Origin of the sequence: Mesorhizobium norvegicum (assembly GCF_004919685.1) — a bacterium.
Classification (GTDB): Bacteria; Pseudomonadota; Alphaproteobacteria; order Rhizobiales; family Rhizobiaceae; genus Mesorhizobium; species Mesorhizobium norvegicum.
In genome coordinates this window covers 41,910-62,186 of the sequence record NZ_SMYZ01000042.1, presented here as the reverse complement: position 1 = coordinate 62,186, position 20,277 = coordinate 41,910, and the positions used below count along the sequence as shown (strand labels likewise).

Annotated in this window: 23 protein-coding genes; 16 read left to right on the top strand and 7 right to left on the bottom strand. The window is 62.3% G+C overall.

Annotated elements, in window-relative coordinates; genetic code table 11:
* Positions 1-8: 8 nt before the first annotated feature.
* From FCU66_RS17925 to FCU66_RS17915, 3 genes are all read right to left on the bottom strand, one after another.
* Positions 9-638 (bottom strand): MarC family protein, encoded by a 630-nt coding sequence (locus FCU66_RS17925; protein WP_023670949.1) that lies wholly within the window; start codon positions 636-638, stop codon positions 9-11.
* A 91-nt stretch (positions 639-729) separates the two neighbouring features.
* Complete coding sequence (locus FCU66_RS17920) at positions 730-1,107, bottom strand: VOC family protein (RefSeq protein ID WP_136618977.1); 378 nt, start codon at positions 1,105-1,107, stop codon at positions 730-732.
* 32 nt (positions 1,108-1,139) lie between these two features.
* Positions 1,140-1,670: a hypothetical protein gene (locus FCU66_RS17915; RefSeq protein WP_136618978.1), complete on the bottom strand. Its 531-nt coding sequence runs from the start codon at positions 1,668-1,670 to the stop codon at positions 1,140-1,142.
* A gap of 85 nt (positions 1,671-1,755) precedes the next feature.
* On the opposite strand from FCU66_RS17915, the gene FCU66_RS17910 reads away from it, so the two are divergent.
* Positions 1,756-2,586 (top strand): helix-turn-helix transcriptional regulator, encoded by an 831-nt coding sequence (locus FCU66_RS17910; RefSeq protein WP_136618979.1) that lies wholly within the window; start codon positions 1,756-1,758, stop codon positions 2,584-2,586.
* A 10-nt stretch (positions 2,587-2,596) separates the two neighbouring features.
* Here FCU66_RS17910 and FCU66_RS17905 read toward each other — a convergent pair whose 3' ends face one another.
* Both FCU66_RS17905 and FCU66_RS17900 read right to left on the bottom strand, forming a co-directional pair.
* Positions 2,597-3,217 (bottom strand): ParB-like protein, encoded by a 621-nt coding sequence (locus FCU66_RS17905; protein ID WP_136618980.1) that lies wholly within the window; start codon positions 3,215-3,217, stop codon positions 2,597-2,599.
* Entirely contained in the window at positions 3,214-4,914 is a 1,701-nt protein-coding gene (locus tag FCU66_RS17900) for a SulP family inorganic anion transporter (protein ID WP_246093940.1), read from the bottom strand. Before FCU66_RS17900 ends, FCU66_RS17905 begins: the two co-directional genes overlap by 4 nt.
* A gap of 210 nt (positions 4,915-5,124) precedes the next feature.
* Between FCU66_RS17900 and gyrA the strand changes: the two genes are divergently transcribed.
* The gene (gene gyrA / locus FCU66_RS17895; protein WP_136618981.1) at positions 5,125-7,929 is read left to right on the top strand and encodes a DNA gyrase subunit A; all 2,805 of its coding nucleotides are present in this window, start codon (positions 5,125-5,127) and stop codon (positions 7,927-7,929) included.
* A gap of 172 nt (positions 7,930-8,101) precedes the next feature.
* Here gyrA and FCU66_RS17885 read toward each other — a convergent pair whose 3' ends face one another.
* Positions 8,102-8,254, bottom strand: a complete 153-nt coding sequence (locus FCU66_RS17885) for a hypothetical protein (RefSeq protein ID WP_136618982.1) — start codon at positions 8,252-8,254, stop codon at positions 8,102-8,104.
* A gap of 194 nt (positions 8,255-8,448) precedes the next feature.
* On the opposite strand from FCU66_RS17885, the gene coaD reads away from it, so the two are divergent.
* The 7 genes from coaD to tgt all read left to right on the top strand — a co-directional run bounded on the left by coaD (position 8,449) and on the right by tgt (position 13,038).
* Entirely contained in the window at positions 8,449-8,949 is a 501-nt protein-coding gene (gene coaD / locus FCU66_RS17880; RefSeq protein WP_136618983.1) for a pantetheine-phosphate adenylyltransferase, read from the top strand.
* A gap of 109 nt (positions 8,950-9,058) precedes the next feature.
* On the top strand, positions 9,059-9,553 hold the full coding sequence (locus tag FCU66_RS17875) for a peptidylprolyl isomerase (RefSeq protein ID WP_246093939.1): 495 nt from the start codon (positions 9,059-9,061) through the stop codon (positions 9,551-9,553).
* Positions 9,554-9,593: 40 nt separating this feature from the next.
* A complete protein-coding gene (locus FCU66_RS17870) occupies positions 9,594-10,106 on the top strand; it encodes a peptidylprolyl isomerase (RefSeq protein ID WP_109669164.1) in 513 nt (170 codons plus the stop codon).
* A 12-nt stretch (positions 10,107-10,118) separates the two neighbouring features.
* The gene (locus FCU66_RS17865; protein ID WP_136618985.1) at positions 10,119-10,568 is read left to right on the top strand and encodes a DMT family transporter; all 450 of its coding nucleotides are present in this window, start codon (positions 10,119-10,121) and stop codon (positions 10,566-10,568) included.
* Positions 10,568-11,656, top strand: a complete 1,089-nt coding sequence (gene queA, locus FCU66_RS17860) for a tRNA preQ1(34) S-adenosylmethionine ribosyltransferase-isomerase QueA (protein ID WP_136618986.1) — start codon at positions 10,568-10,570, stop codon at positions 11,654-11,656. Before FCU66_RS17865 ends, queA begins: the two co-directional genes overlap by 1 nt.
* The gene (locus tag FCU66_RS17855; RefSeq protein WP_136618987.1) at positions 11,646-11,915 is read left to right on the top strand and encodes a hypothetical protein; all 270 of its coding nucleotides are present in this window, start codon (positions 11,646-11,648) and stop codon (positions 11,913-11,915) included. Before queA ends, FCU66_RS17855 begins: the two co-directional genes overlap by 11 nt.
* Positions 11,908-13,038 (top strand): tRNA guanosine(34) transglycosylase Tgt, encoded by a 1,131-nt coding sequence (gene tgt, locus FCU66_RS17850; RefSeq protein WP_136618988.1) that lies wholly within the window; start codon positions 11,908-11,910, stop codon positions 13,036-13,038. Before FCU66_RS17855 ends, tgt begins: the two co-directional genes overlap by 8 nt.
* Positions 13,039-13,042: 4 nt before the next feature.
* Here tgt and FCU66_RS17845 read toward each other — a convergent pair whose 3' ends face one another.
* Positions 13,043-13,462 (bottom strand): DUF4864 domain-containing protein, encoded by a 420-nt coding sequence (locus FCU66_RS17845; RefSeq protein ID WP_136618989.1) that lies wholly within the window; start codon positions 13,460-13,462, stop codon positions 13,043-13,045.
* 300 nt (positions 13,463-13,762) lie between these two features.
* Between FCU66_RS17845 and FCU66_RS17840 the strand changes: the two genes are divergently transcribed.
* The 7 genes from FCU66_RS17840 to FCU66_RS17810 all read left to right on the top strand — a co-directional run bounded on the left by FCU66_RS17840 (position 13,763) and on the right by FCU66_RS17810 (position 20,175).
* Entirely contained in the window at positions 13,763-13,999 is a 237-nt protein-coding gene (locus FCU66_RS17840; protein WP_010909609.1) for an Lrp/AsnC family transcriptional regulator, read from the top strand.
* Positions 14,000-14,170: 171 nt separating this feature from the next.
* Complete coding sequence (locus tag FCU66_RS17835) at positions 14,171-15,583, top strand: circularly permuted type 2 ATP-grasp protein (RefSeq protein WP_168991929.1); 1,413 nt, start codon at positions 14,171-14,173, stop codon at positions 15,581-15,583.
* Between the two features lie 51 nt (positions 15,584-15,634).
* Positions 15,635-15,994: a four helix bundle protein gene (locus FCU66_RS17830; protein WP_136618991.1), complete on the top strand. Its 360-nt coding sequence runs from the start codon at positions 15,635-15,637 to the stop codon at positions 15,992-15,994.
* 63 nt (positions 15,995-16,057) lie between these two features.
* On the top strand, positions 16,058-16,999 hold the full coding sequence (locus FCU66_RS17825; protein ID WP_136618992.1) for an alpha-E domain-containing protein: 942 nt from the start codon (positions 16,058-16,060) through the stop codon (positions 16,997-16,999).
* A gap of 1 nt (position 17,000) precedes the next feature.
* Entirely contained in the window at positions 17,001-17,795 is a 795-nt protein-coding gene (locus tag FCU66_RS17820) for a transglutaminase family protein (RefSeq protein ID WP_136618993.1), read from the top strand.
* Between the two features lie 134 nt (positions 17,796-17,929).
* Entirely contained in the window at positions 17,930-18,661 is a 732-nt protein-coding gene (locus tag FCU66_RS17815) for a proteasome-type protease (RefSeq protein WP_136618994.1), read from the top strand.
* Positions 18,662-18,762: 101 nt separating this feature from the next.
* Entirely contained in the window at positions 18,763-20,175 is a 1,413-nt protein-coding gene (locus tag FCU66_RS17810; RefSeq protein WP_136618995.1) for a pyridoxal phosphate-dependent decarboxylase family protein, read from the top strand.
* Positions 20,176-20,277 lie beyond the last annotated feature (102 nt).

The window sequence follows — 20,277 nt, the reverse complement described above, 5'->3', positions numbered from 1 at the left end:
CCGATCGTTCAGCCCGCCATCAGCGCCTTGATGCCGTCGGCGACGAACTGCACGGCCAGTGCGGCCAGGATGACGCCGAGCAGCCGGGTCAGGATCGAGCGGCCGGTCTGGCCGAGGATGCGGTCGATGCGTTCCGACAGCACGAACACCAGATAGGTGATGGCGAGGCAGACGAAGATGATGCCGACCAAAGCCGCCTGCGCGGCAAAGCCCTGGAACGAGCCGGAGAGCAGCACCGTCGCCGAAATGGCGCCGGGTCCGGCGATCAGCGGGATCGCCAGCGGAAAGGCGGCGATGTTGTGGATCATGTCCTTGGTGATGGCGACATCGCCGATCTTCTCCTTGCGGTCCTGCCGGCGCTCGAACACCATTTCGAAGGCGATGAAGAACAGCAGGAAGCCACCAGCGACGCGGAAAGCCGGCAGCGTGATGCCGAACACCGACAGGATCGAGGCGCCGGCAACCGCAAACAGCGCCATCACCAGGAAACCGATGATCGAGGCACGAACGGAAACCTGCTGGCGCTCCTCGCGGTTCATGCCGCGTGTCACGGCGAGGAACAGCGGCGCCAGGCCAGGCGGATCGATGGTCACGAGAATGGTGACGAAGGCGTTGAACAGGCTGTCGAAGCTCGGCATCTCTGACCCCTCCCGCCGGGCCGTGCCCGCACCAGCATATTGGTAGAGCAAAGCCCGGTCGGTGGGAACTGTCAGGACAGCGAAACCGGGTTTAGCCGGCAGCGCCGCAATAGGCCTCGATGCGATAGCCGTCCGGGTCGACGACAAAGGCGGCATAGTAGTTGTCGCCGTAGTCGGCGCGCAGGCCCGGCGCGCCATTGTCACTGCCGCCTTCGCGCAGAGCGCCGGCATGGAAAGTGTCGACGCTGGTCCGCGTTGGTGCGGCGAAGCAGAAATGCAGACCGGATTTGTCGTCTGACGGCACAGGCCGAGCCGCCTCGTTCACCCACAACACGACGTTTTGAGCGCCATAACCAAGCGAGCCCGGTGACTGGCTCAGACAGCTGTAGCCGAGCGGTTTCAGGGCGGCATCATAGAAGCGCTTGGAAGCGGCGGCGTCGCGGACGCCGATCGAGATATGATCGAACATGATTTTCTCCATTGTTACAATGTCTTGTGGTGTCAACTTGTGGTTGCGCGGCGCGCCAGGAACTCGACCTCCAGCCGCCATGTCGCGCCATTGTCGTGCGAGCGCTCGCCAAGCCAGCGGAAGCTGCCTTCGGTGATCCGCGAAAAACTCCAGCGTACCGATGTGCCGGTGCCGTCGGCGCCCACTTGCACGATCGTGTCACCCTCGGCGCGGCCGAGCTGGCGGCTGAAATACTGGTTGCGCGGATCGCTCCAGAAGATGTGCCAGGCATCCGCGGCGGGATCATAGACGCGCAGGGTCGTGCCATAGAACGTCCATTTGCCTAGGGAAGGCTGGGAGCCAGTGTCCCGCGCGGGCAGGATCCACACATCCTGGATCGCCCGGCCTTCGAGCACCCAGCCGAAATGCACCTCGCCACGCCCAGTCAGCACCGTGCCCTCCTCGAGATGGCGCGAGGCGTCGAACGTCCAGGCGCCGACGAAGCGGCCGTAAAGCTTCAGCTTTTCAGCAAGCCCTTCCGCTGGTCCGGGGCTGTGCAGGGCTTCGGCAAAGGGGTCGAACATGGTTCCGGTCTCTTCTTGTCAGGAGACCGAGAGGAGTAGGCGGTGACGGGGTTCAGGGCTTGGGAAAAATTGCTATATTCCGCCCATGACAGCGACCACGCACACGCTCGCATCCGGACCCGGCTGGCACGTGACGGACGTGATCTGCACGGCCGGCGCCGGCGACCGGCCGTTCGAGGAAATACATCAGGATTTCTGCGTCGCTGCGGTCACCAGCGGCACGTTCCGCTACCGCTCCCAACAAGGCACGGCGATGCTGGCGCCCGGTGCGCTCCTGCTCGGCAATCCCGGCACATGTTACGAATGCGGGCACGAGCATGGCAGCGGCGACCGTTGCCTCTCGTTCCATTTCGGGCCGTCTTACATGGAACGGATCGTGGCTGGCGTGCCGGGCGCCAGGAAGCTCGCCTTCGAGGCGGCGCGCCTGCCGCCTTTGCCGGTCCTGGCGCTACTGCTGGCCGAGGCGGAAACCGCGCGCGAGATGGCCGACAACGGCGCCTTCGAGGAACTTTCCCTGCGCATGGCCGGTGCTGCCGTGGCTACAGCCTCTGGCGCTACGCATGTCAGGCGCGCACCAAGCCGCCGCGATCAGAAACGGGTTGCCGAGGCCGTGCGGCGGATCGAACTGGACGCCGACGGGCCGGTCTCGCTCACCGAGCTTGCCGGCGAAACGGCGACCAGCCCCTATCACTTCCTGCGCATCTTCCGGCAGGTCGCGGGCATGACGCCCTATCAGTTCCTGCTCAAGACGCGGCTGCACAGGGCCGCGATGCGGCTATGCATGTCTGACGATGCGGTCTCGGCGATCGCCTTCGAGGCCGGCTTCAACGATCTGTCGACCTTCAATCGTCGTTTTCGGCGGATCATGGGCGAGACGCCGGGCCAGTATCGCACCCGCCGCGCAGCGGCCCGCTAAGGCTTGCCGCTTAGTCCGATGTTGGCCCGCACCAGCCGGGCAGATAGTCCGCGTCCTTGCTCTTGGAAAGGCTGACGGCTTCCTTCATCGCCTTGTCGAAATTTTTCGCCACCGCATTGCTGTCGATGCGCCGGCGAAAAAAGTCCGCCCACAGGAATTCGCTGAACGGCGTGGTGTCCTTGGCAAAGCCGCCCTGCCGGCGCAGTTCGCCGGCCAGGCTCCTGTAGGGATCGTCGACGAGCTCGGCCATGGTTTTGGGAATGGCGTCGTAGTCCCGGCGCTTGCCGTTCTCGTCGAACGGGTGCATCCAGCCTCTGTTATCGAGCACGACGAAAAATGCCTCCTTGTCGAGCCCCGACAGGTCGCTGATCACCGTCACCAGAACATCCCTGATGCCTTCCTCGAGCAGGGCGCGGGCGAGATGGTGGTGATCGGTGACATAGTTGCGCTTCTTCGGCCCCAGCACGACCGGAACCATGTGGGTGCCGAGAAACGTGCCCGTCTTCCTGGCGCTCTGCGAGCGGATCATCTGGCGCTTCAAGGCGACTTCCCGCATGCCGACGGTGATCTGCGTCGGCCGCAAATCCCTGACAGCGACGGGGGTCAGCAAGGGTTCCCGCTGGGTCGTCATTTGACTTCGTCCTGTTGTGGCGGCTTTTGGCCTGGACCGAGCGTCCTGATGGCGGCATCGACGCTGTGAAAGATCCGCTCGGGACCGATCAGTTCGGCGATGCCAAATCGTGCCAGCGCCGCCTGGGCACGCAGCGATTCCAATCGCGCGATGGCAAATATCGCGCCCGCCTTGCGGCAATGGGTGACGGTGTCGATCAGGGCTTGCGCGGCTGTATAGTCGATTTCGACGATGTTGCTGGCCTCCAGCACGACCAGCCTCACGCTTTCGCTCCTGGTGTCGATGAGATCGCAAAGGCCACGCTTGAAGCGGTCGGCATTGACGAAAGACAGCGGCGCCTGGAACGCCGCGACCAGCACGCCGGGGAGCTGTTCGCCGACAGCTGGGTTGCCGGGCGGCCACCACACCGAAGTGCCCGGCACCTGTTCCAGTTCGATCGGAAGCGTGCGGGTCGCGCTCCAGATTCCGTGCAGCAGCGACAGGCCGATACCGATCGCCACGCCGGTCTCGATCGGCAGCACGATGATGGCCGCCATGGTGATGAGGATCAGTGCGAATTCGACCGGCGCCTGCCGGTAGACACTGGCGAACACCTTCCAGCGCAAAATGTGCTGCGCCACGAACAACAGAACGCCGGCAAGGGCCGCCTGTGGAACATCGGCAAGCAGGCCGCCGCCGAAAGCACCGAGCGTCAGCACGATGGCCGCGGCAATGAGGCCGGACAATTGCGAGCGGCCGCCCGACTGGGCGACGATTGCGGTGCGCGGCGGGCTGGCATTGACGGCAAAGGCGCCGAACAGGCTGGATGCGATGCTGCCGGCGCCAACGCCGACGAAATCGCGATTGACGTCGGGAGCCTCGCCCTGCCGCGGCGCGAAGGAGCGGGAGGTGGCCGCCGTCTGCACCATGACGACGATGGCGATCAGCAATGCCAGTGGAAACAGCGCCTGCACATCGTCGAGGCTGGTAAGCGGCAGGCCGGCCTGTGGCAGGCCGTTGGGCAAGGTGCCGAGCACCTCGACGCCGCGGTCCTTAAGGCCGAAGACGGCAACCGCCATGGTGGCGAGCACCATGCCGATCAACGCGCCGGGGATGCGGGCGCTGATCCGGTCGGCGCAGAACACGATCGCGAACACACTGAGGCCGAGCGCGAGGCTCCAGGGATTGGTGAGATGGAGATTGCCGGCGATCTCACCGATGTGCCGCAAGGTTTCGCCGCTTTCGGAGGGCAGGCCGAGCAGTCCGGGCAATTGCGAAACGATGATATGGACGGCGATGCCGGCCAGAAAACCTGTCGTGACCGGCACCGACAAAAGGTCGGCGATCCAGCCAAGGCGAAAGACACCGCTTAGGGTCACGATCAGCCCGACCATCAGCGCCAGCATGGCTGCCAGCGCCAGATAATGCGGCGACCCGGATGCCGCTAGCACAGCGAGACCGCCGGCAAACAAGGGCGTGATGGTCGAATCCGCGCCGGACGAGAGATGCCGGTTGGCCCCGAACAGAGCAAATGCCACCGAACCGGCAACAAAGGCGAAGAAGCCGATCTCTGGGGCAAAGCCGCCCAGCCGGGCCGTTGCCATCTGTTCGGGAATGGCAATCGCCGCCAATGTCACGCCCGCGATCAGATCGCTGTTGAGATCCCGGGGTCGCCAACCGCTCAGTGCTCGCAAAGGCAGCCACGGGGTCCAATTCATCGCGCTCGTGGCTTTCGCAGGGGAAAACGGTCCATTGCAGGCTTTTGCATCGGTGGCGGCGAAAACCGCCTTGGCCATATCGTCGCAATCAGTGGTATCCATTTGAAATTACCACCAAAAATGACACTGGAAAAGTGCCGCGGACGTTGGAGTTTCGGCCTTGCTTCCTATATAAGGCCCAAGTGATTCCTGATTAGATTGTGATCCGATTTGACCGACCAGAAGACACCGCGCGGCGCCGACGGCGGCCCCACCGGCATCGAGCCGATATCCATCGTCGAGGAGATGCAGCGTTCCTATCTCGATTACGCCATGAGCGTGATCGTCAGCCGCGCGCTGCCCGACGTGCGCGACGGCCTGAAGCCGGTGCATCGCCGCATTCTCTTCGCTGCCCATGAGAGCGGCTACCACTGGAACCGCAAATATGTGAAGTCGGCGCGTCCGGTCGCCGACGTGATGGGTAAATACCATCCGCATGGCGACGCTTCCATCTATGACGCCTTGGTACGCATGGCGCAGGATTGGTCGCTGCGCGTGCCGCTGATCGACGGACAGGGCAATTTCGGCTCCATCGACGGCGATCCGCCGGCGGCGATGCGCTACACGGAAGCGCGGCTGACCAAGGTCGCACACGAGCTTTTGGAGGATATCGACAAGGACACCGTCGATTTCCAGGACACGTACGATGCGTCGGGCAGCGAACCGAAGGTTCTGCCGGCACGGTTTCCCAACCTTCTGGTCAACGGCTCCGGCGGCATCGCGGTCGGCATGGCGACAAACATCCCACCGCACAATCTCGGCGAAATCTGCAACGGCGCCATCGCCATCATCGACAATCCGGCAATCGACCTGCCGGCGCTGATGGAGATCATTCCGGGACCGGATTTCCCGACCGGCGGCATTGTGCTTGGCCGTTCCGGCATCTACAGCGCCTATTCGACCGGCCGCGGCTCCATCGTCATGCGCGGGCGTGTCAACATCGAACAGCGCGGCAACGACCGCGAATCCATCATCATCACCGAAGTTCCCTACCAGGTGAACAAGTCGTCGATGATTGAGAAGATGGCCGAACTGGTGCGCGACAAGCGCATCGAGGGCATTTCCGACATTCGCGACGAGAGCGACCGCCAGGGCTACCGGGTCGTCATCGAATTGAAGCGCGACGCCGTTGCCGACGTCATCCTCAACCAGCTCTATCGTTTCACGCCGCTGCAGACCTCTTTCGGCGCCAATATGGTGGCGCTGAACGGCGGCAAGCCGGAAGTGATGAACCTGACCGACATGCTTAAGGCCTTTGTGGCCTTCCGCGAGGAGGTGATCACCCGGCGGACGAAATTCCTGCTGCGCAAGGCGCGCGACCGCGCCCATGTGCTGGTCGGTCTCGCCATCGCCGTCGCCAACATCGACGAGGTCATCAAGCTGATCCGCACCGCGCCGGATCCGCAGACCGCGCGCGAGCAGTTGATGGAGCGGCGCTGGCCGTCCGGCGACGTCGAATCGCTGATCCTTCTGATCGACGATCCGCGCCATCGCATCAACGAGGACGGTACCTACAATCTGTCCGAGGAGCAGGCGCGCGCCATCCTCGAACTGCGCCTGCAGCGCCTGACCGCGCTCGGCCGCGACGAAATCGCCGACGAGTTGAACACGATCGGCGCCGAAATCATTGATTATCTGGACATTTTGTCGTCCCGCGCGCGCGTTCAGCAGATCGTCAAGGACGAGCTTGCCGCCGTTCGCGACGAGTTCGGCACGCCGCGCCGCACCGAGCTCACCGATGGTGGGGCGGACATGGAAGACGAGGACCTGATCCAGCGCGAGGACATGGTCGTGACGGTGAGCCATTCCGGCTACATCAAGCGCGTTCCGCTGTCGCTCTACCGGGCGCAGCGCCGCGGCGGCAAGGGCCGCTCCGGCATGTCGACCAAGGAAGAGGATTTCGTCACCCGGCTGTTCGTCGCCAACACGCATACGCCGGTGCTGTTCTTCTCCTCGCGCGGCATCGTCTACAAGGAAAAGGTCTGGCGGCTGCCGATCGGCAATCCGCAGTCACGCGGCAAGGCGCTGATCAACATGCTGCCGCTGGAGCAGGGCGAGCGCATTACCACCATCATGCCGCTGCCCGAGGACGAGACCAGCTGGGGCGAGCTCGACGTGATGTTCGCCACCACGCGTGGCACCGTGCGCCGCAACAAGCTTTCCGACTTCGTCCAGGTCAACCGCAACGGCAAGATCGCCATGAAGCTGGAGGAGGATGGCGACGAGATTCTTGGCGTCGAGACCTGCACCGACAATGACGACGTGCTTCTGACCGCCAGTTCCGGCCAGTGCATCCGCTTCTCGGTCGGCGACGTGCGCGTCTTCCAGAGCCGCAATTCGGTCGGCGTGCGCGGCATCACCATGGCTGAGACCGACCGCATCATCTCGATGTCGGTGATCGAGAATGTCGATGCGCCGCCGGCCGAGCGCGCAGCCTATCTCAAGCGGGCGGCGGCCGAACGGCGGCTTGCCGCCGGAATCGCTGCCGGCGAAGAGGAAGAGATCGCGCTGACCAATGAAGAGGTCGGCGAGGAGACGGAGCTTTCCGACGAACGCTACGAGTTCCTCAAGGCGCATGAGAAGTACGTGCTGACGGTGACCGAATTCGGCTACGGCAAGCGCTCTTCGTCCTATGATTTCCGGCTGACGGGACGCGGCGGCAAGGGCATCCGTGCCACCGACGTGTCAAAGGTAGCCGAGATCGGCCGGCTGGTGGCGACCTTCCCGGTCGGCAATGACGACCAGATCATGCTGGTCTCGGATGGCGGCACCGTCATCCGGGTTCCGGTCAACGGCATCCGTTTCGCCAGCCGCGCCACCAAGGGCGTGACCATCTTCAACACGGCTGAAGGTGAAAAGGTGGTTTCGGTCGAGCGGATCTCGGAACCGCAATCGGACGAAGAAAGCGAAGAGACCGTCGAGGGCGGTGCTGATGCCGCTCCGGCGCCTGACGCCGGTCCGGAGGGTGCGGACTAAAGCGTGTCGCGCCTGAACGGATTCAAGCGACCCGCTTTAGGTCTTTGTTTTTATGCATGTCGTTCTCCCAAAACCGAGGTCACTTTTGGGCGACATGCATTAGGTCCGGCACCCAGGTTTTGACATAGCAACGCCGGCCCATCGGCCGGCGCGGCAGCAAGTTCAGGCTTTATCAGTAGTGACGATATGGCTTGCGGGGGCCGAAGCCTTCGAAGCGCTTGGTGTTTGCCCTGACGCGGACGCGTTGTGCCTCCTGATGCAGCCCAAATACGGTGGCGATCAGCATGGCGACGGTCATTGCGGTGGCGAGCATGTAGATCAGCATATGCGTGTTCTCCTGCGCCTAACAACGGATAGATGGGATTTTGGTTTCATCTTATTAAGGTGCAACCTAGTGAACGCTGCGTGAAGGCTTCGTGATCAGCGTGTTCATCTGTCGTTCATGTGCCGGAAAAGGTTCACGGCCGGCGCGCCGATCGGATTTGCCTTTGCGAGAGAGGCTCGCTAGAAGCACCTGCCATGACTGAACGCATCGCCCTCTATGCCGGCTCCTTCGACCCGCTGACCAACGGCCATCTCGATGTGCTGAAGGCCTCGCTGGCCGTGGCCGATATGGTTTATGCGGCGATCGGCATCCATCCGGGCAAGCAGCCTCTATTTTCCTTCGAGGAGCGGGTGAAGCTGATCGAGACGGCGACGAAGGCGGAATTCGGCCGCGACGGCGCCCGCATCAAGGTCGTCGCCTTCGACGGGCTGGTCATCGACGCGGCCAGGAAGCAGGGCGCCTCGATCATGATCCGCGGCCTGCGCGACGGCACCGATCTCGACTATGAGATGCAGATGGCCGGCATGAACGAGACCATGGCGCCTGAACTGCAGACGGTTTTTCTGCCCGCCAGCCCCTCCGTGCGCACCATTACCGCCACACTTGTCCGCCAGATTGCCTCGATGGGAGGCGACATCCGCCCCTTCGTGCCGGCGGCTGTCGCTGGCGCGCTCACCGCCAAATTCAAGAAATAAGACCCCGGAGACAGATATGCAGCTGAAAAAGCTCGCCTCGTTCCTCGTTGTGCTTGCCGGTCTTGTGACCGCATCGGTCTCGGCTTTCGCCGCCGACCCGGAAAACACCATGATCATCACACTGAAGGACGGCGACGTCACCATTGCGCTGAGGCCCGACCTCGCGCCCAAGCATGTCGCCCAGATCAAGACGCTGGTGCGCCAGGGCGCCTATGACAATGTCGCCTTCCACCGCGTCATCGACGGTTTCATGGCACAGACCGGCGACGTCAAGTTCGGCAATATGAAGAAGGGTTTCAGCGCCGAGGCCGTCGGCACCGGCGGTTCCGACCTGCCAGACCTGCCGGCCGAATTCTCACAGACCGAACACTACAAGCGCGGGGTGGTCGGCATGGCCCGCTCGCAGGACCCCAACTCCGCCAATTCGCAGTTCTTCATCATGTTCGCGCCGGCGCCGCCGCTCGATGGCCAGTACACCATCGTCGGCAATGTCGTCAGCGGCATGGAGCTGGTGGACCATATCAAGAAGGGCGACCAGGCGGACAACGGCACGGTCTCCGATCCCGACCGGATGATCAAAGTGCGCATCGCCGCCGACAAGTAAAATTGTCAAATAACTCTGTTTTCTCAAAAGGATATCTGACATGGCCGAAATCAAGGACCGCGAGAACGCGCTCATCATGGAAACGACCAAGGGCAAGGTCGTCATTGAACTTTTCCCCGACCTGGCGCCCGGCCATGTCGCCCGCATCAAGGAACTGGCTAGGGAAGGCGCCTATGACGGCGTGGTCTTCCACCGCGTCATCGAGGGCTTCATGGCGCAGACCGGCGACGTCAAGTTCGGCAATTCCTCGAAACCGACATTTGCTCCATCCCGCGCGGGCATGGGCGGCTCGGAAAAGCCGGATCTGAAGGCTGAATTCTCCAACGCCAACCATGGCCGCGGCACCTGCTCGATGGCCCGGTCGCAGAACCCGAACTCGGCCAATTCGCAGTTCTTCATCTGCTTCGACGACGCCGCCTTCCTCAACCGCCAGTACACGGTCTGGGGCCAGGTCATCGAAGGCATGGACAATGTCGACAAGATCAAGCGCGGCGAGCCGGTGCAGGATCCCGACAAGATCGTGTCGCTGAAGGTCGCGGCCGACGTCAAGTAAGGGCAAACGACAATGATGGGCGTCGTCTGGTCGCTTTTCGGCATCCTGTCCGGCGCCTTCATTGCCATTCAGGCACCGATCAATTCGCAGTTGGCGCGCGGCCTGGGTCTCCCGGTCGCGGCGGCTGCGTTTTCGTTCCTGTCGGGCGCGATCGTGCTCGGCATCATCTCCGTTACGGTGGTGAGGCTGCAAGGCATCTCGCTCGACTGGAAAGCGCCGGCGCCCTGGCTGTTCGTGGCCGGCGGCATGCTCGGCGGCTTCTATGTCACGCTGTCGACGGTTCTGACGCCACGCATCGGCGCCGCCGCGCTGATGGCGTTTCTGGTGGCCGGCCAGTTGCTGGCTGGCATGCTCATCGACCGCGTCGGTTTCCTCGGCGTCGCGGTGCGTGAAATCTCGCTCGGCCGCATCGCCGGCGCGGTGCTGCTGCTGGCCGGAGCGCTGCTCGTCCGGCTCTACTGATGCGTGTCGATCTCTTTGACTTCGATCTGCCGGAGGAGCGCATCGCGCTTCGCCCGGTGGAGCCGCGCGACAGCGCCAAAATGCTGGTGGTCAAGCCCGGCGAAGGGCTGGACGACCGCAGGGTTGGCGACCTGCCGTCCCTGCTGAGGGCTGGCGACGTGCTGGTTTTCAACGACACCAAGGTCATTCCGGCGCAGCTCAAAGGCATCAGGCGGCGCGGCGAGGCGGCGGCTCAGGTCGAAGCCACGCTGCACATGCGCACGGCGCCGGACCGCTGGCTGGCCTTCATGCGGCCGGGCAAGCGCATCGCAGCCGGCGACCGCATCCATTTCGGCCATGACGGCAATTCCTGTTTCCTCGGCCAACTCGACGCCACGGTGATCGAGAAAGGCGAGGGCGGCGAGGCACTGCTTGGCTTCGACCTGTCGGGACCCTTCCTCGACGAGGCACTGCACGCGGTCGGCCACATTCCGCTGCCGCCCTATATCGCCTCGAAGCGTGACGACGACGAACGCGACCGGGCCGACTACCAGACCATCTATGCCCGCGAGGAAGGCGCCGTCGCGGCACCGACAGCGGGCCTGCATTTCACGCCTGAGCTTTTTGCAGCGCTTGACGCCAAGGGCATCGAACGCCGCTTCGTCACCTTGCATGTCGGCGCCGGCACGTTCCTGCCGGTGAAGGCGGACGACACCGCCGACCACAAGATGCATGCCGAGACGGGTTCGGTCAGCCGAGAAACCGCGGATGCGCTCAATGCGGCCAAGGCGAGGGGTGGGCGCATTGTCGCCGTCGGTACGACCTCGCTGCGCCTGCTGGAGAGCGCGGCGCGTGAGGACGGCACTCTGCTTGCCTGGTCCGGCCCGACCGATATCTTCATCACGCCCGGCTACCGCTTTCGCACCGCCGACATGCTGATGACCAATTTCCATCTGCCGCGCTCGACGCTGTTCATGCTGGTTTCGGCCTTCAGCGGCCTCGACACGATGCGTACGGCCTATGCGCATGCGATCGAGAACCGCTACAGATTCTATTCCTATGGCGACGCAAGCCTGCTTTTTCGAGCGGAGACGAGCGATGGACGATGATCTGCAATCCCTTGACCGCGATGCGCTGATCGCGGAGGTGAAAAAACTGCGCGCCGGCATTCGCCAGCATCGCGATGCAACCGGCCATGATCTGTGCTGGCATCACCCCGATCTGTGGGACCTTTTGCCGGAGAAGACCGAACCATCGATCGCCGTGCCGCCTTGGCCCAAATTCATGCGCGGCTGCATCCAATACCGCCAGTCGCTCGACAAGCAGGCACCGGGCGCCCCGGTCCACGACAAGGAATTCAATGGCTAAGCCGTTCAGCTTCAAGGTTCTGGCGACTGACGGCAAGGCGCGGCGCGGTGTGATCGACATGCCGCGCGGTGAAATCCGCACGCCGGCCTTCATGCCGGTCGGCACCGGCGGCACCGTCAAAACGATGTATATGGATCAGGTGCGCGGCCTCGGCGCCGACATCATCCTTGGCAACACCTATCACCTGATGCTGCGGCCTGGCGCCGAGCGTGTTGCGCGGCTCGGCGGCTTGCATGAATTCGCCCGCTGGCCGCATCCGATCCTGACCGACAGCGGCGGTTTCCAGGTGATGTCGCTGTCGAAGCTGCGAAAGCTGACCGAAAAGGGCGTCACCTTCCGCTCGCATATCGACGGCGCTGCCTACGAGATGTCGCCGGAGCGCTCGATCGAGATCCAGGGGCTGCTCGATTCCGACATCCAGATGCAGCTCGATGAATGCACGGCGCTGCCCGCCGAGATGAAAGAGATCGAACGCGCCATGGAGTTGTCGCTGCGCTGGGCCGAGCGCTGCAAGACAGCGTTCGGCGACCAGCCTGGCAAGGCGATGTTCGGCATCGTGCAAGGTGGTGACAATGCAGCGCTGCGGGTGCGTTCGGCGCAGGCGCTAAGCGCGATGGAGTTGAAAGGCTACGCCGTTGGCGGCCTTGCCGTCGGCGAGCCGCAAGCGGTGATGCTCGAAATGCTCGACATCACCTGTCCGGAACTGCCAGCGGATAAACCACGCTATCTCATGGGCGTCGGCACGCCTGACGATATCCTGAAATCGGTGGCGCGCGGTATCGACATGTTCGACTGCGTGATGCCGACGCGGGCCGGCCGCCATGGCCTTGCCTATACCAGGCGCGGCAAGGTCAATCTGCGCAACGCCCGCCATGCCGACGATCCGCGGCCGCTTGACGAGGAAAGCGACTGCCCGGCCGCCCGGGACTATTCGCGCGCCTATCTGCATCATCTGGTGCGCTCGCAGGAGGCGCTCGGCGCCATGCTTTTGACCTGGAACAACCTTTCCTACTACCAGAAACTGATGCAGGACATTCGCGCTGCGATCGAGGCCGGCACCTTCGAAGCGAGCGGCGCGGAAATCACCGAGGGCTGGGCGAGGGGCGATATCCCGTTGCTGTGAGGCCTCAAGTGCTGAGTGAATTCGACGCGCGCAGGCTGCAGCCGGTGATCTGGAACCTGCCGTCGGGCTGTTGCTGCAACGTGTAGACAGCCTCGTAGTCCTTGCCGTCCGGTCCAACGATCAGCACCTGTTGGACGATCGAACCCGGGGCCGTCTCCTCGACCTTGCCGAAGGAGTAGGTCTGCGGCTTGCGCACCGGCGGGTAGCCGTTGGTCACCATGTTCATGAAGGCGTCGACGGTCGGGAAGATCCGTTTCACATTCGGGGCGGCGAAGCTGTAGGCGGTGGCGCCGTCATTGGCGATGAGGGCCTTCAACTGACCGTCGATGACAGACTGCCCTGCCTTGATCTCGGCATCGCCGGCGAATGCCGACGAGGCGAGGATGAGTGGAACGAACGCGAATGCGAAAAACTTGCGGCGCATGGCCTGTCTCCGTTGTCCCGCGAAATATCTTCCCTCAAAAAACAGTGCTGTCCGAAGACGCATCATAACATACGCTTGGCAGCGCATCGCGGTTTCAGCGATTGCGATTATTCGCCAGCTGCGGGGCACGCCGGCGCTGGTGATTGGCGGCAGGCTGTTCAAGCGCGGCATGCCGGTGGCGGAGCTGCGGGAGGTCGTAGCCCAGGTCCGGGCCGGCTGAGCATTCATTCCAGCGCTTGAAAGCCCGCCTCCAGTCTGCCAGAAGGGCCGCTGGACTTGGACGTTTAGCGGGACGAAGCCATGAAGGCGTTTTTCGTGCAGATCAAATGCGAGCTCGGCAAATCCTATGAGGTTGCCAGTGCGCTTGCCGATGCCGAGATTGCTTCGGAAATCTACTCGACTGCCGGCAACTACGATCTGCTCGCCAAATTCTATGTCGACGACGAGGAAGATGTCGGCCATTTCGTCAACGAGAAGGTGCAGATTCTCCCCGGCATCAAGGACACGTTCACCGTCGTCACGTTCCGCGCCTTTTAGCCGCTAAACCCACTTGCCCGGACACGAGGCAAAGCCTGATTACTGTCATATTTCGGCTGCCTCAATTTTAGGCAGGCGCAACATACTGATCGCCCGTATCTCCCAAATCACCGATTGCGCTTGATTTTCTCCGGCGACGCCAGTGAAATGGCGTCACAGGGGAGTATGCGATTGGCAGCGTTCGATGAAATGCTTCCGGAAGTCTCCGGATTGAGAACACCGTATTCGGCCTATGATCGCTGGCTGAAGGAGCAGGATCCGGCAAGGCTGACCGAAAAAATGCAGGACGCCGAACGCGTCTTCCGCAAGACCGGCATTACCTTCGCCGTCTATGGCGAGCAGGAAGCCTCCGAGCGGCTGATCCCGTTCGACATCGTTCCCCGCATCATTTCAGGCAATGAATGGCGGCGCCTCACGCAAGGCATCGAGCAACGCGTGCAGGCGCTGAACGCCTTTCTCGACGACATATACCACCGCCAGGAGATTCTGCGGGCAGGGCGCGTTCCCCGGGAGTTGATCGCCAGGAACGAGGCATTCCTGCCGGAGATGATAGGCGTCAGGCCGCCGGCCGGCGTCTATACGCACATCATCGGCGTCGACATCGTCCGCATTTCAGAGGACGAATTCTACGTGCTGGAGGACAATGCGCGCACGCCGTCAGGCGTCTCCTACATGCTGGAGAACCGCGAGACGATGATGCAGCTGTTTCCCGAGCTGTTCCAGAAGATCAAGGTGCGGCCGGTGGAAAACTACCCGCAGCTTCTGCGCCAGTCGCTGGCGGCGGTGCGGCCGCAAAGCACCAAGGGCGCGCCGACCATCGCGGTGCTGACGCCCGGCAGCTACAATTCCGCCTATTTCGAACACGCCTTCCTTGCCGACCAGATGGGCGTGCAACTGGTCGAGGGCCAGGATCTGCGCGTCGTCGACGGCCATGTCGCCATGCGTACGACCGAAGGCTACAAGCAGATCGACGTGCTCTACCGGCGTGTCGATGATTCTTACCTGGACCCGCTGACGTTTCGGCCGGACTCGGCGCTTGGTGTGCCCGGCATCATGGATGTCTACCGGGCCGGCAACATCACCATCGCAAACGCGCCTGGCACCGGCATCGCCGACGACAAGGCGATCTATTCCTACATGCCCGAGATCATCGAATTCTACACCGGCCGCAAGGCGATCCTCGGCAACATTCCGACCTGGCGCTGCTCGGAGCCGGACAGCCTGAAATACGTGCTCGAGCACATCGACGAGCTGGTGATCAAGGAAGTGCACGGTTCCGGCGGTTACGGCATGCTGGTCGGGCCGGCGGCGACCAAGAAGGAATGCGAGACCTTCGCCAAGAAACTCGCGGCAAAACCGTCGAACTACATCGCCCAGCCGACGCTGGCGCTGTCGACATGCCCGATCCTGACGGAAAAGGGGCTGGCGCCACGCCACGTCGATCTCAGGCCTTATGTGCTGGTCTCCGATCGCATCCAGATCGTGCCCGGCGGGCTGACGCGCGTCGCGCTCAAGGAAGGCTCGCTTGTGGTCAATTCCTCGCAGGGCGGCGGGACGAAGGACACGTGGGTGCTGGATGATTGAAGCGAATAGCGAATAGTGAGTAACGAATAGGGGAAGGGCAGCAAAACGACGATTAACTCTTACAGGGACTTGATTGTTTGGAAGGCGGCCGTCGAGTTGGCCGTAGATTGCTATTCAGCAACGAAAGCTTTTCCAAGCAGCGAAGTTTACGGAATGACCTCTCAGATGCGGCGGTCGTCCGTATCAATTGCCGCGAACATCGCTGAAGGACATGGGCGAGAAAGTACAGGATCATTCATTCAATTTCTTCGCATGGCCCAGGGATCTCTCAAAGAGTTGGAAACGCACCTGATCGTGTCCGGAAAAGTAGGGTTGATGGTTGAAGCAGAGGTGGTGCGCTTGCTTAGCAAAGCCGATGAGATAGGGAAAATGCTACGTTCTATGATCAGGAGCCTGCAACAAAAGTCATGAAGCTATTTTTCCCCTATTCGCTACTCCCTATTCGCTACTCGCTCAAAATCGGGGCACGTTGACATGCTTCTCGGCCGCACCGCCAACGGGCTTTACTGGATGAACCGCTACATCGAGCGGGCGGAAAACATGGCGCGCTTGGTCGATGCCGGCCTGCGCATGGCGCTTACCCGCACGCAGAGCGCCTCGGAAGAGTGGAATTCGGTGCTGCTCAGCGCTGGTTCTGACGTCACCTTCAGCCAGAAATATTCTGACTATACCGCCGCCAATGTCGCCGATTTCCTGTTGCGCGACACGTCGAACCCGTCCAGCACCATGGCGTCGATCGAGACGGCCCGCAACAATGCCCGCATGGTGCGCACCGCGCTGACGCGCGAGACCTGGGAAAGCATCAACGAGGCCTGGATGTCGCTGAAGCGGATGCTGGCCAGGCCGATCGACGAGCGCGACCTGCCCAGCGTGCTCGACGCGATCAAGCGCGAGACGGCGCTAATCCGCGGCTCGTTCTACGGCACCATGCTGCGCAACGAGATCTTCGATTTCTCGCAGCTCGGCACCTATGTCGAGCGCGCCGACAACACGGCGCGCATCCTCGACGTGAAATACTATGTGCTCCTGCCGTCGATCTCCTGGGTTGGCTCGACGCTCGACAACTACCAGTGGGAATCGATCCTGCGTTCGGTCTCGGCGCATCGCTCCTACCGTTGGGTCTATGACGCCGATTACAAGCCGACCAACATTGCCGACTATCTGATCCTCAATGTCCGCATGCCGCGCTCGCTGACCTTCTGCTATCGCTTCCTGTCGGAGCATCTGAAATTCCTCGGCGACGATTACGGCGAGCGCCATGCCTGCCACGCAACGGCCGAGAAGACGCAGACAATGCTGAGAGCCGGGTCGATCAAGGATATTTTCGATACCGGCCTGCATGAATTCCTGGCCAAGTTCATTCGCGACAACACCAAGCTCGGCGATGAGATCGCACAAGATTACCGGTTCAATTGATATGCGGCTGAAGATCACTCACCGGACCGAATACCGCTACGATGCACCGGTGCACTATCTGTTGCAGCGGCTGCGGCTGCTTCCGGTCAGCGGATCGACGCAGACCGTTCTGTCCTGGGCGCTGGCGATCGAAGGCGCGCGCGAAGAGGTTCGCTTTGTCGACCATTTCGGCAACGACACAAGGCTGCTGAGCGTCGAGGGCGAGCGCGACTTCATCACGGTGGAAGCGTCAGGCGAAGTGGTGACGCGCGACACCGCGGGTGTCTCGGGACCACACCAGGGCTTTACGCCGCTCTGGCTGTACAGCCATGAAACGCCATTGACGACGATCGGCAGCGGTGTTCGCGAACTCGCGGCATCGATCGGCAAGGGCACCGACATCGAGAGGCTTCACCGGCTGATGGCTGTCATCGGCGAGCGCGTTGCCTACACGCCCGGCACCACCAATGCGACGACGCCGGCGGAGGAAGCCTTGGCGCTCAAGACCGGTGTCTGCCAGGATCACACCCATATCTTTGCCGCCGCGGCGCGCGCCATGGGCTTTCCGGCCCGCTATGTCAGCGGCTATCTGATGCTGGATGCGACGGTCGAGCAGGCCGCAAGTCATGCCTGGGCCGAAGCGCATGTTTCCGGTCTCGGCTGGGTTGCCTTCGATGCCGCCAATGGCATTTCGCCTGACGAGCGCTATGTAAAGGTGGCAACGGGCCGCGACTACCGCGACGCCACGCCGGTGTCGGGAATTCGGCTGGGACAGGCGGAAGAACAGCTTGCGGTCACCGTCACGGTGGAGCAGTAATCCTTCGCAAGATTGCTGTCAGAGCGATTCATCGTTTCAAGGAAACGCCGAACCGCTCTATCCCTTTGTTTTAACGCAATTCCGGACGGAAAACCGCTTCACACTTTTCCTGGAATTGCTCTAGAAGAGATTCCATGACTTATTGCGTTGGCCTGAAGATCGATCGCGGGCTCGTGTTCATGTCCGACACGCGCACCAATGCCGGCATGGATTCGATTTCCACCTTCCGCAAGATGCATATCTGGGAGCAGCCGGGCGAGCGCGTCATCGTTTTGATGTCGGCGGGCAATCTGGCGACGACGCAGGCCGTGGTCAGCCTGCTTGACGAACGCACCAAGGCAATTGCCGACCGTCACGCCACGCTTCTGGAAACGCCGTCTATGTATCAGACGGTGCGGCTGGTCGGCGATACGGTCAAGGAGGTCATCGCCAGCTCGTCGCCTGCGGGCGAGAAGGCGGATTCCTACTTCAATGCTTCCTTCATCCTCGGCGGCCAGATCAAGGGCAGCGAGCCGCGCCTGTTCATGATCTATCCCGAAGGCAATTTCATCGAATCGACCGATGACACGCCGTTCTTCCAGATCGGCGAGACCAAATACGGCAAGCCGATCATCATCCGTGCCTATGAAAAAACGATGAGCCTCGCCGAGACGGTGAAGCTGCTTTTGGTGTCGTTCGATTCGACGCTGAAGTCGAACCTGTCCGTCGGTTTGCCGCTCGACCTGCTCTTCCTTGAGAAGGACGCCTTCAAGGTCGGGTTGAAGAAGCGGATCGGCCAAGACGACCAGTATTACCGCACGATATCGGACGGCTGGTCGAATGCGCTGAAGACGGCTTTTGCCAGCCTGCCGGATTTCCCGGGCTGAGGCATGCCGCATTCGCTGGCGGTTGCATATATTTCACGCGTTAATTAATAAAGAGGCCAGCCGTGATGGATGGCGGCGAGGGATCATGTCGGGAGGACAGGATGAACAACAATGATTTCCGGCAATGGTCGCGGCGCGCCGCCGACTGGGGTGCCGACTACCGTAACTCGCTGCGCGAGCGGCCGGTGCGGCCGCAGGTCGATCCGGGCGCCATTTTCAAAAGCATCGAGGCTTCGCCGCCTGAAGACGCCGAACCGATGGACCGGATCTTCGCCGACTTCGAAGAGAAGATTTTGCCGGGGATGACGCATTGGCAGCATCCGCGCTTCTTCGCCTATTTCCCGGCCAATGCGGCGCCGGTCTCGGTGGTGGCGGAATATCTGGTTTCGGCGATGGCCGCGCAATGCATGCTCTGGCAGACGTCGCCGGCGGCGACCGAACTCGAAACGCGCACCGTCGACTGGATGCGCCAGGCGCTCGGCCTGCCCGAAGGGTTCGCCGGGGTGATCCAGGATTCGGCCTCGTCGGCAACACTGGCCGCGGTGCTGACCATGCGCGAGCGGGCACTGGACTGGCAAGGCAACAAGCAAGGGCTGGCAGGGCAGGCGCGGCTGCGCATCTATTCCTCCGACCAGGTGCACACTTCGATCGACCGCGCGATCTGGGTGTCCGGCATTGGCGAGGACAATCTTGTGCGCATTCCCGTCGGCGGCCGCTTTCGCGCCATGGATACGGCAGCGCTCGAGGCGGCAATCGTCGCCGACCGGGAAGCAGGCATGCTGCCGGCCGGCATCATCGCTTGCGTCGGCGGCACCAGCACCGGCGGCACCGACGACATTGCGGCGGTTGCCGAGGTGGCGCGGCGGCATGGACTTTATCTTCACGTCGATGCCGCCTGGGCGGGATCGGCGATGATCTGTCCGGAGTATCGGCATTTCTGGACAGGCGTTGAAGGTGCCGATTCGATCGTTTTCAATCCGCACAAATGGCTGGGCGCGCAGTTCGACTGCTCGATCCAGTTCCTGCGCGACCCCGAAAGCCATGTCAGGACGCTGGCCATCAAGCCGGATTATCTCAAGACACACGGCCACGACGGCATCATCAACTATTCCGAATGGTCGGTGCCGCTCGGCCGGCGGTTCCGTGCGCTGAAATTGTGGTTCCTGCTGCGTGCCCATGGCCTGGAAAGCCTGCGCACGATGATCCGCAATCATGTTGCCTGGAGCGAAGGGCTTGCCGCGCGGCTGGCAAGGGAGCCGGATTTCGAGCTCGTCAGCGAGCCGATGCTGTCGTTGTTCTCGTTCCGGCACAAGACCGCGGCTGGCACCGATGCGGACGCGCACAATCTGCGGTTGGTCAATATGATCAACGACGACGGCCGCATCTACCTGACGCAGACGAGCGTCGATGGCAGGGTGGCAATCCGCTTCCAGGTCGGCCAGTTCGAGGCGACCGCCGCCGATGTCGACATGGCCTTCACCGTCATCACGGAAATCGCGCGCGGTATGGCCTGATCAGGCACAATCTGGTTTGCGTTCGCATTTGCCTTGGCAATCACATGCATTTCATTAGCCGGCTTATGCCTTTTCATCGGTTTCGTTTTCGACTATAGACAA

Coding starts and splice junctions, on each gene's coding strand:
- FCU66_RS17925 (WP_023670949.1), bottom strand. CDS start 638: ATGCCGAGCTTCGACAGCCTGTTCAACGCCTTCGTCACCATTCTCGTG.
- FCU66_RS17920 (WP_136618977.1), bottom strand. CDS start 1,107: ATGTTCGATCATATCTCGATCGGCGTCCGCGACGCCGCCGCTTCCAAG.
- FCU66_RS17915 (WP_136618978.1), bottom strand. CDS start 1,670: ATGTTCGACCCCTTTGCCGAAGCCCTGCACAGCCCCGGACCAGCGGAA.
- FCU66_RS17910 (WP_136618979.1), top strand. CDS start 1,756: ATGACAGCGACCACGCACACGCTCGCATCCGGACCCGGCTGGCACGTG.
- FCU66_RS17905 (WP_136618980.1), bottom strand. CDS start 3,217: ATGACGACCCAGCGGGAACCCTTGCTGACCCCCGTCGCTGTCAGGGAT.
- FCU66_RS17900 (WP_246093940.1), bottom strand. CDS start 4,914: ATGAATTGGACCCCGTGGCTGCCTTTGCGAGCACTGAGCGGTTGGCGA.
- FCU66_RS17885 (WP_136618982.1), bottom strand. CDS start 8,254: ATGCTGATCTACATGCTCGCCACCGCAATGACCGTCGCCATGCTGATC.
- coaD (WP_136618983.1), top strand. CDS start 8,449: ATGACTGAACGCATCGCCCTCTATGCCGGCTCCTTCGACCCGCTGACC.
- FCU66_RS17875 (WP_246093939.1), top strand. CDS start 9,059: ATGATCATCACACTGAAGGACGGCGACGTCACCATTGCGCTGAGGCCC.
- FCU66_RS17870 (WP_109669164.1), top strand. CDS start 9,594: ATGGCCGAAATCAAGGACCGCGAGAACGCGCTCATCATGGAAACGACC.
- FCU66_RS17865 (WP_136618985.1), top strand. CDS start 10,119: ATGATGGGCGTCGTCTGGTCGCTTTTCGGCATCCTGTCCGGCGCCTTC.
- queA (WP_136618986.1), top strand. CDS start 10,568: ATGCGTGTCGATCTCTTTGACTTCGATCTGCCGGAGGAGCGCATCGCG.
- FCU66_RS17855 (WP_136618987.1), top strand. CDS start 11,646: ATGGACGATGATCTGCAATCCCTTGACCGCGATGCGCTGATCGCGGAG.
- tgt (WP_136618988.1), top strand. CDS start 11,908: ATGGCTAAGCCGTTCAGCTTCAAGGTTCTGGCGACTGACGGCAAGGCG.
- FCU66_RS17845 (WP_136618989.1), bottom strand. CDS start 13,462: ATGCGCCGCAAGTTTTTCGCATTCGCGTTCGTTCCACTCATCCTCGCC.
- FCU66_RS17840 (WP_010909609.1), top strand. CDS start 13,763: ATGAAGGCGTTTTTCGTGCAGATCAAATGCGAGCTCGGCAAATCCTAT.
- FCU66_RS17825 (WP_136618992.1), top strand. CDS start 16,058: ATGCTTCTCGGCCGCACCGCCAACGGGCTTTACTGGATGAACCGCTAC.
- FCU66_RS17820 (WP_136618993.1), top strand. CDS start 17,001: ATGCGGCTGAAGATCACTCACCGGACCGAATACCGCTACGATGCACCG.
- FCU66_RS17815 (WP_136618994.1), top strand. CDS start 17,930: ATGACTTATTGCGTTGGCCTGAAGATCGATCGCGGGCTCGTGTTCATG.
- FCU66_RS17810 (WP_136618995.1), top strand. CDS start 18,763: ATGAACAACAATGATTTCCGGCAATGGTCGCGGCGCGCCGCCGACTGG.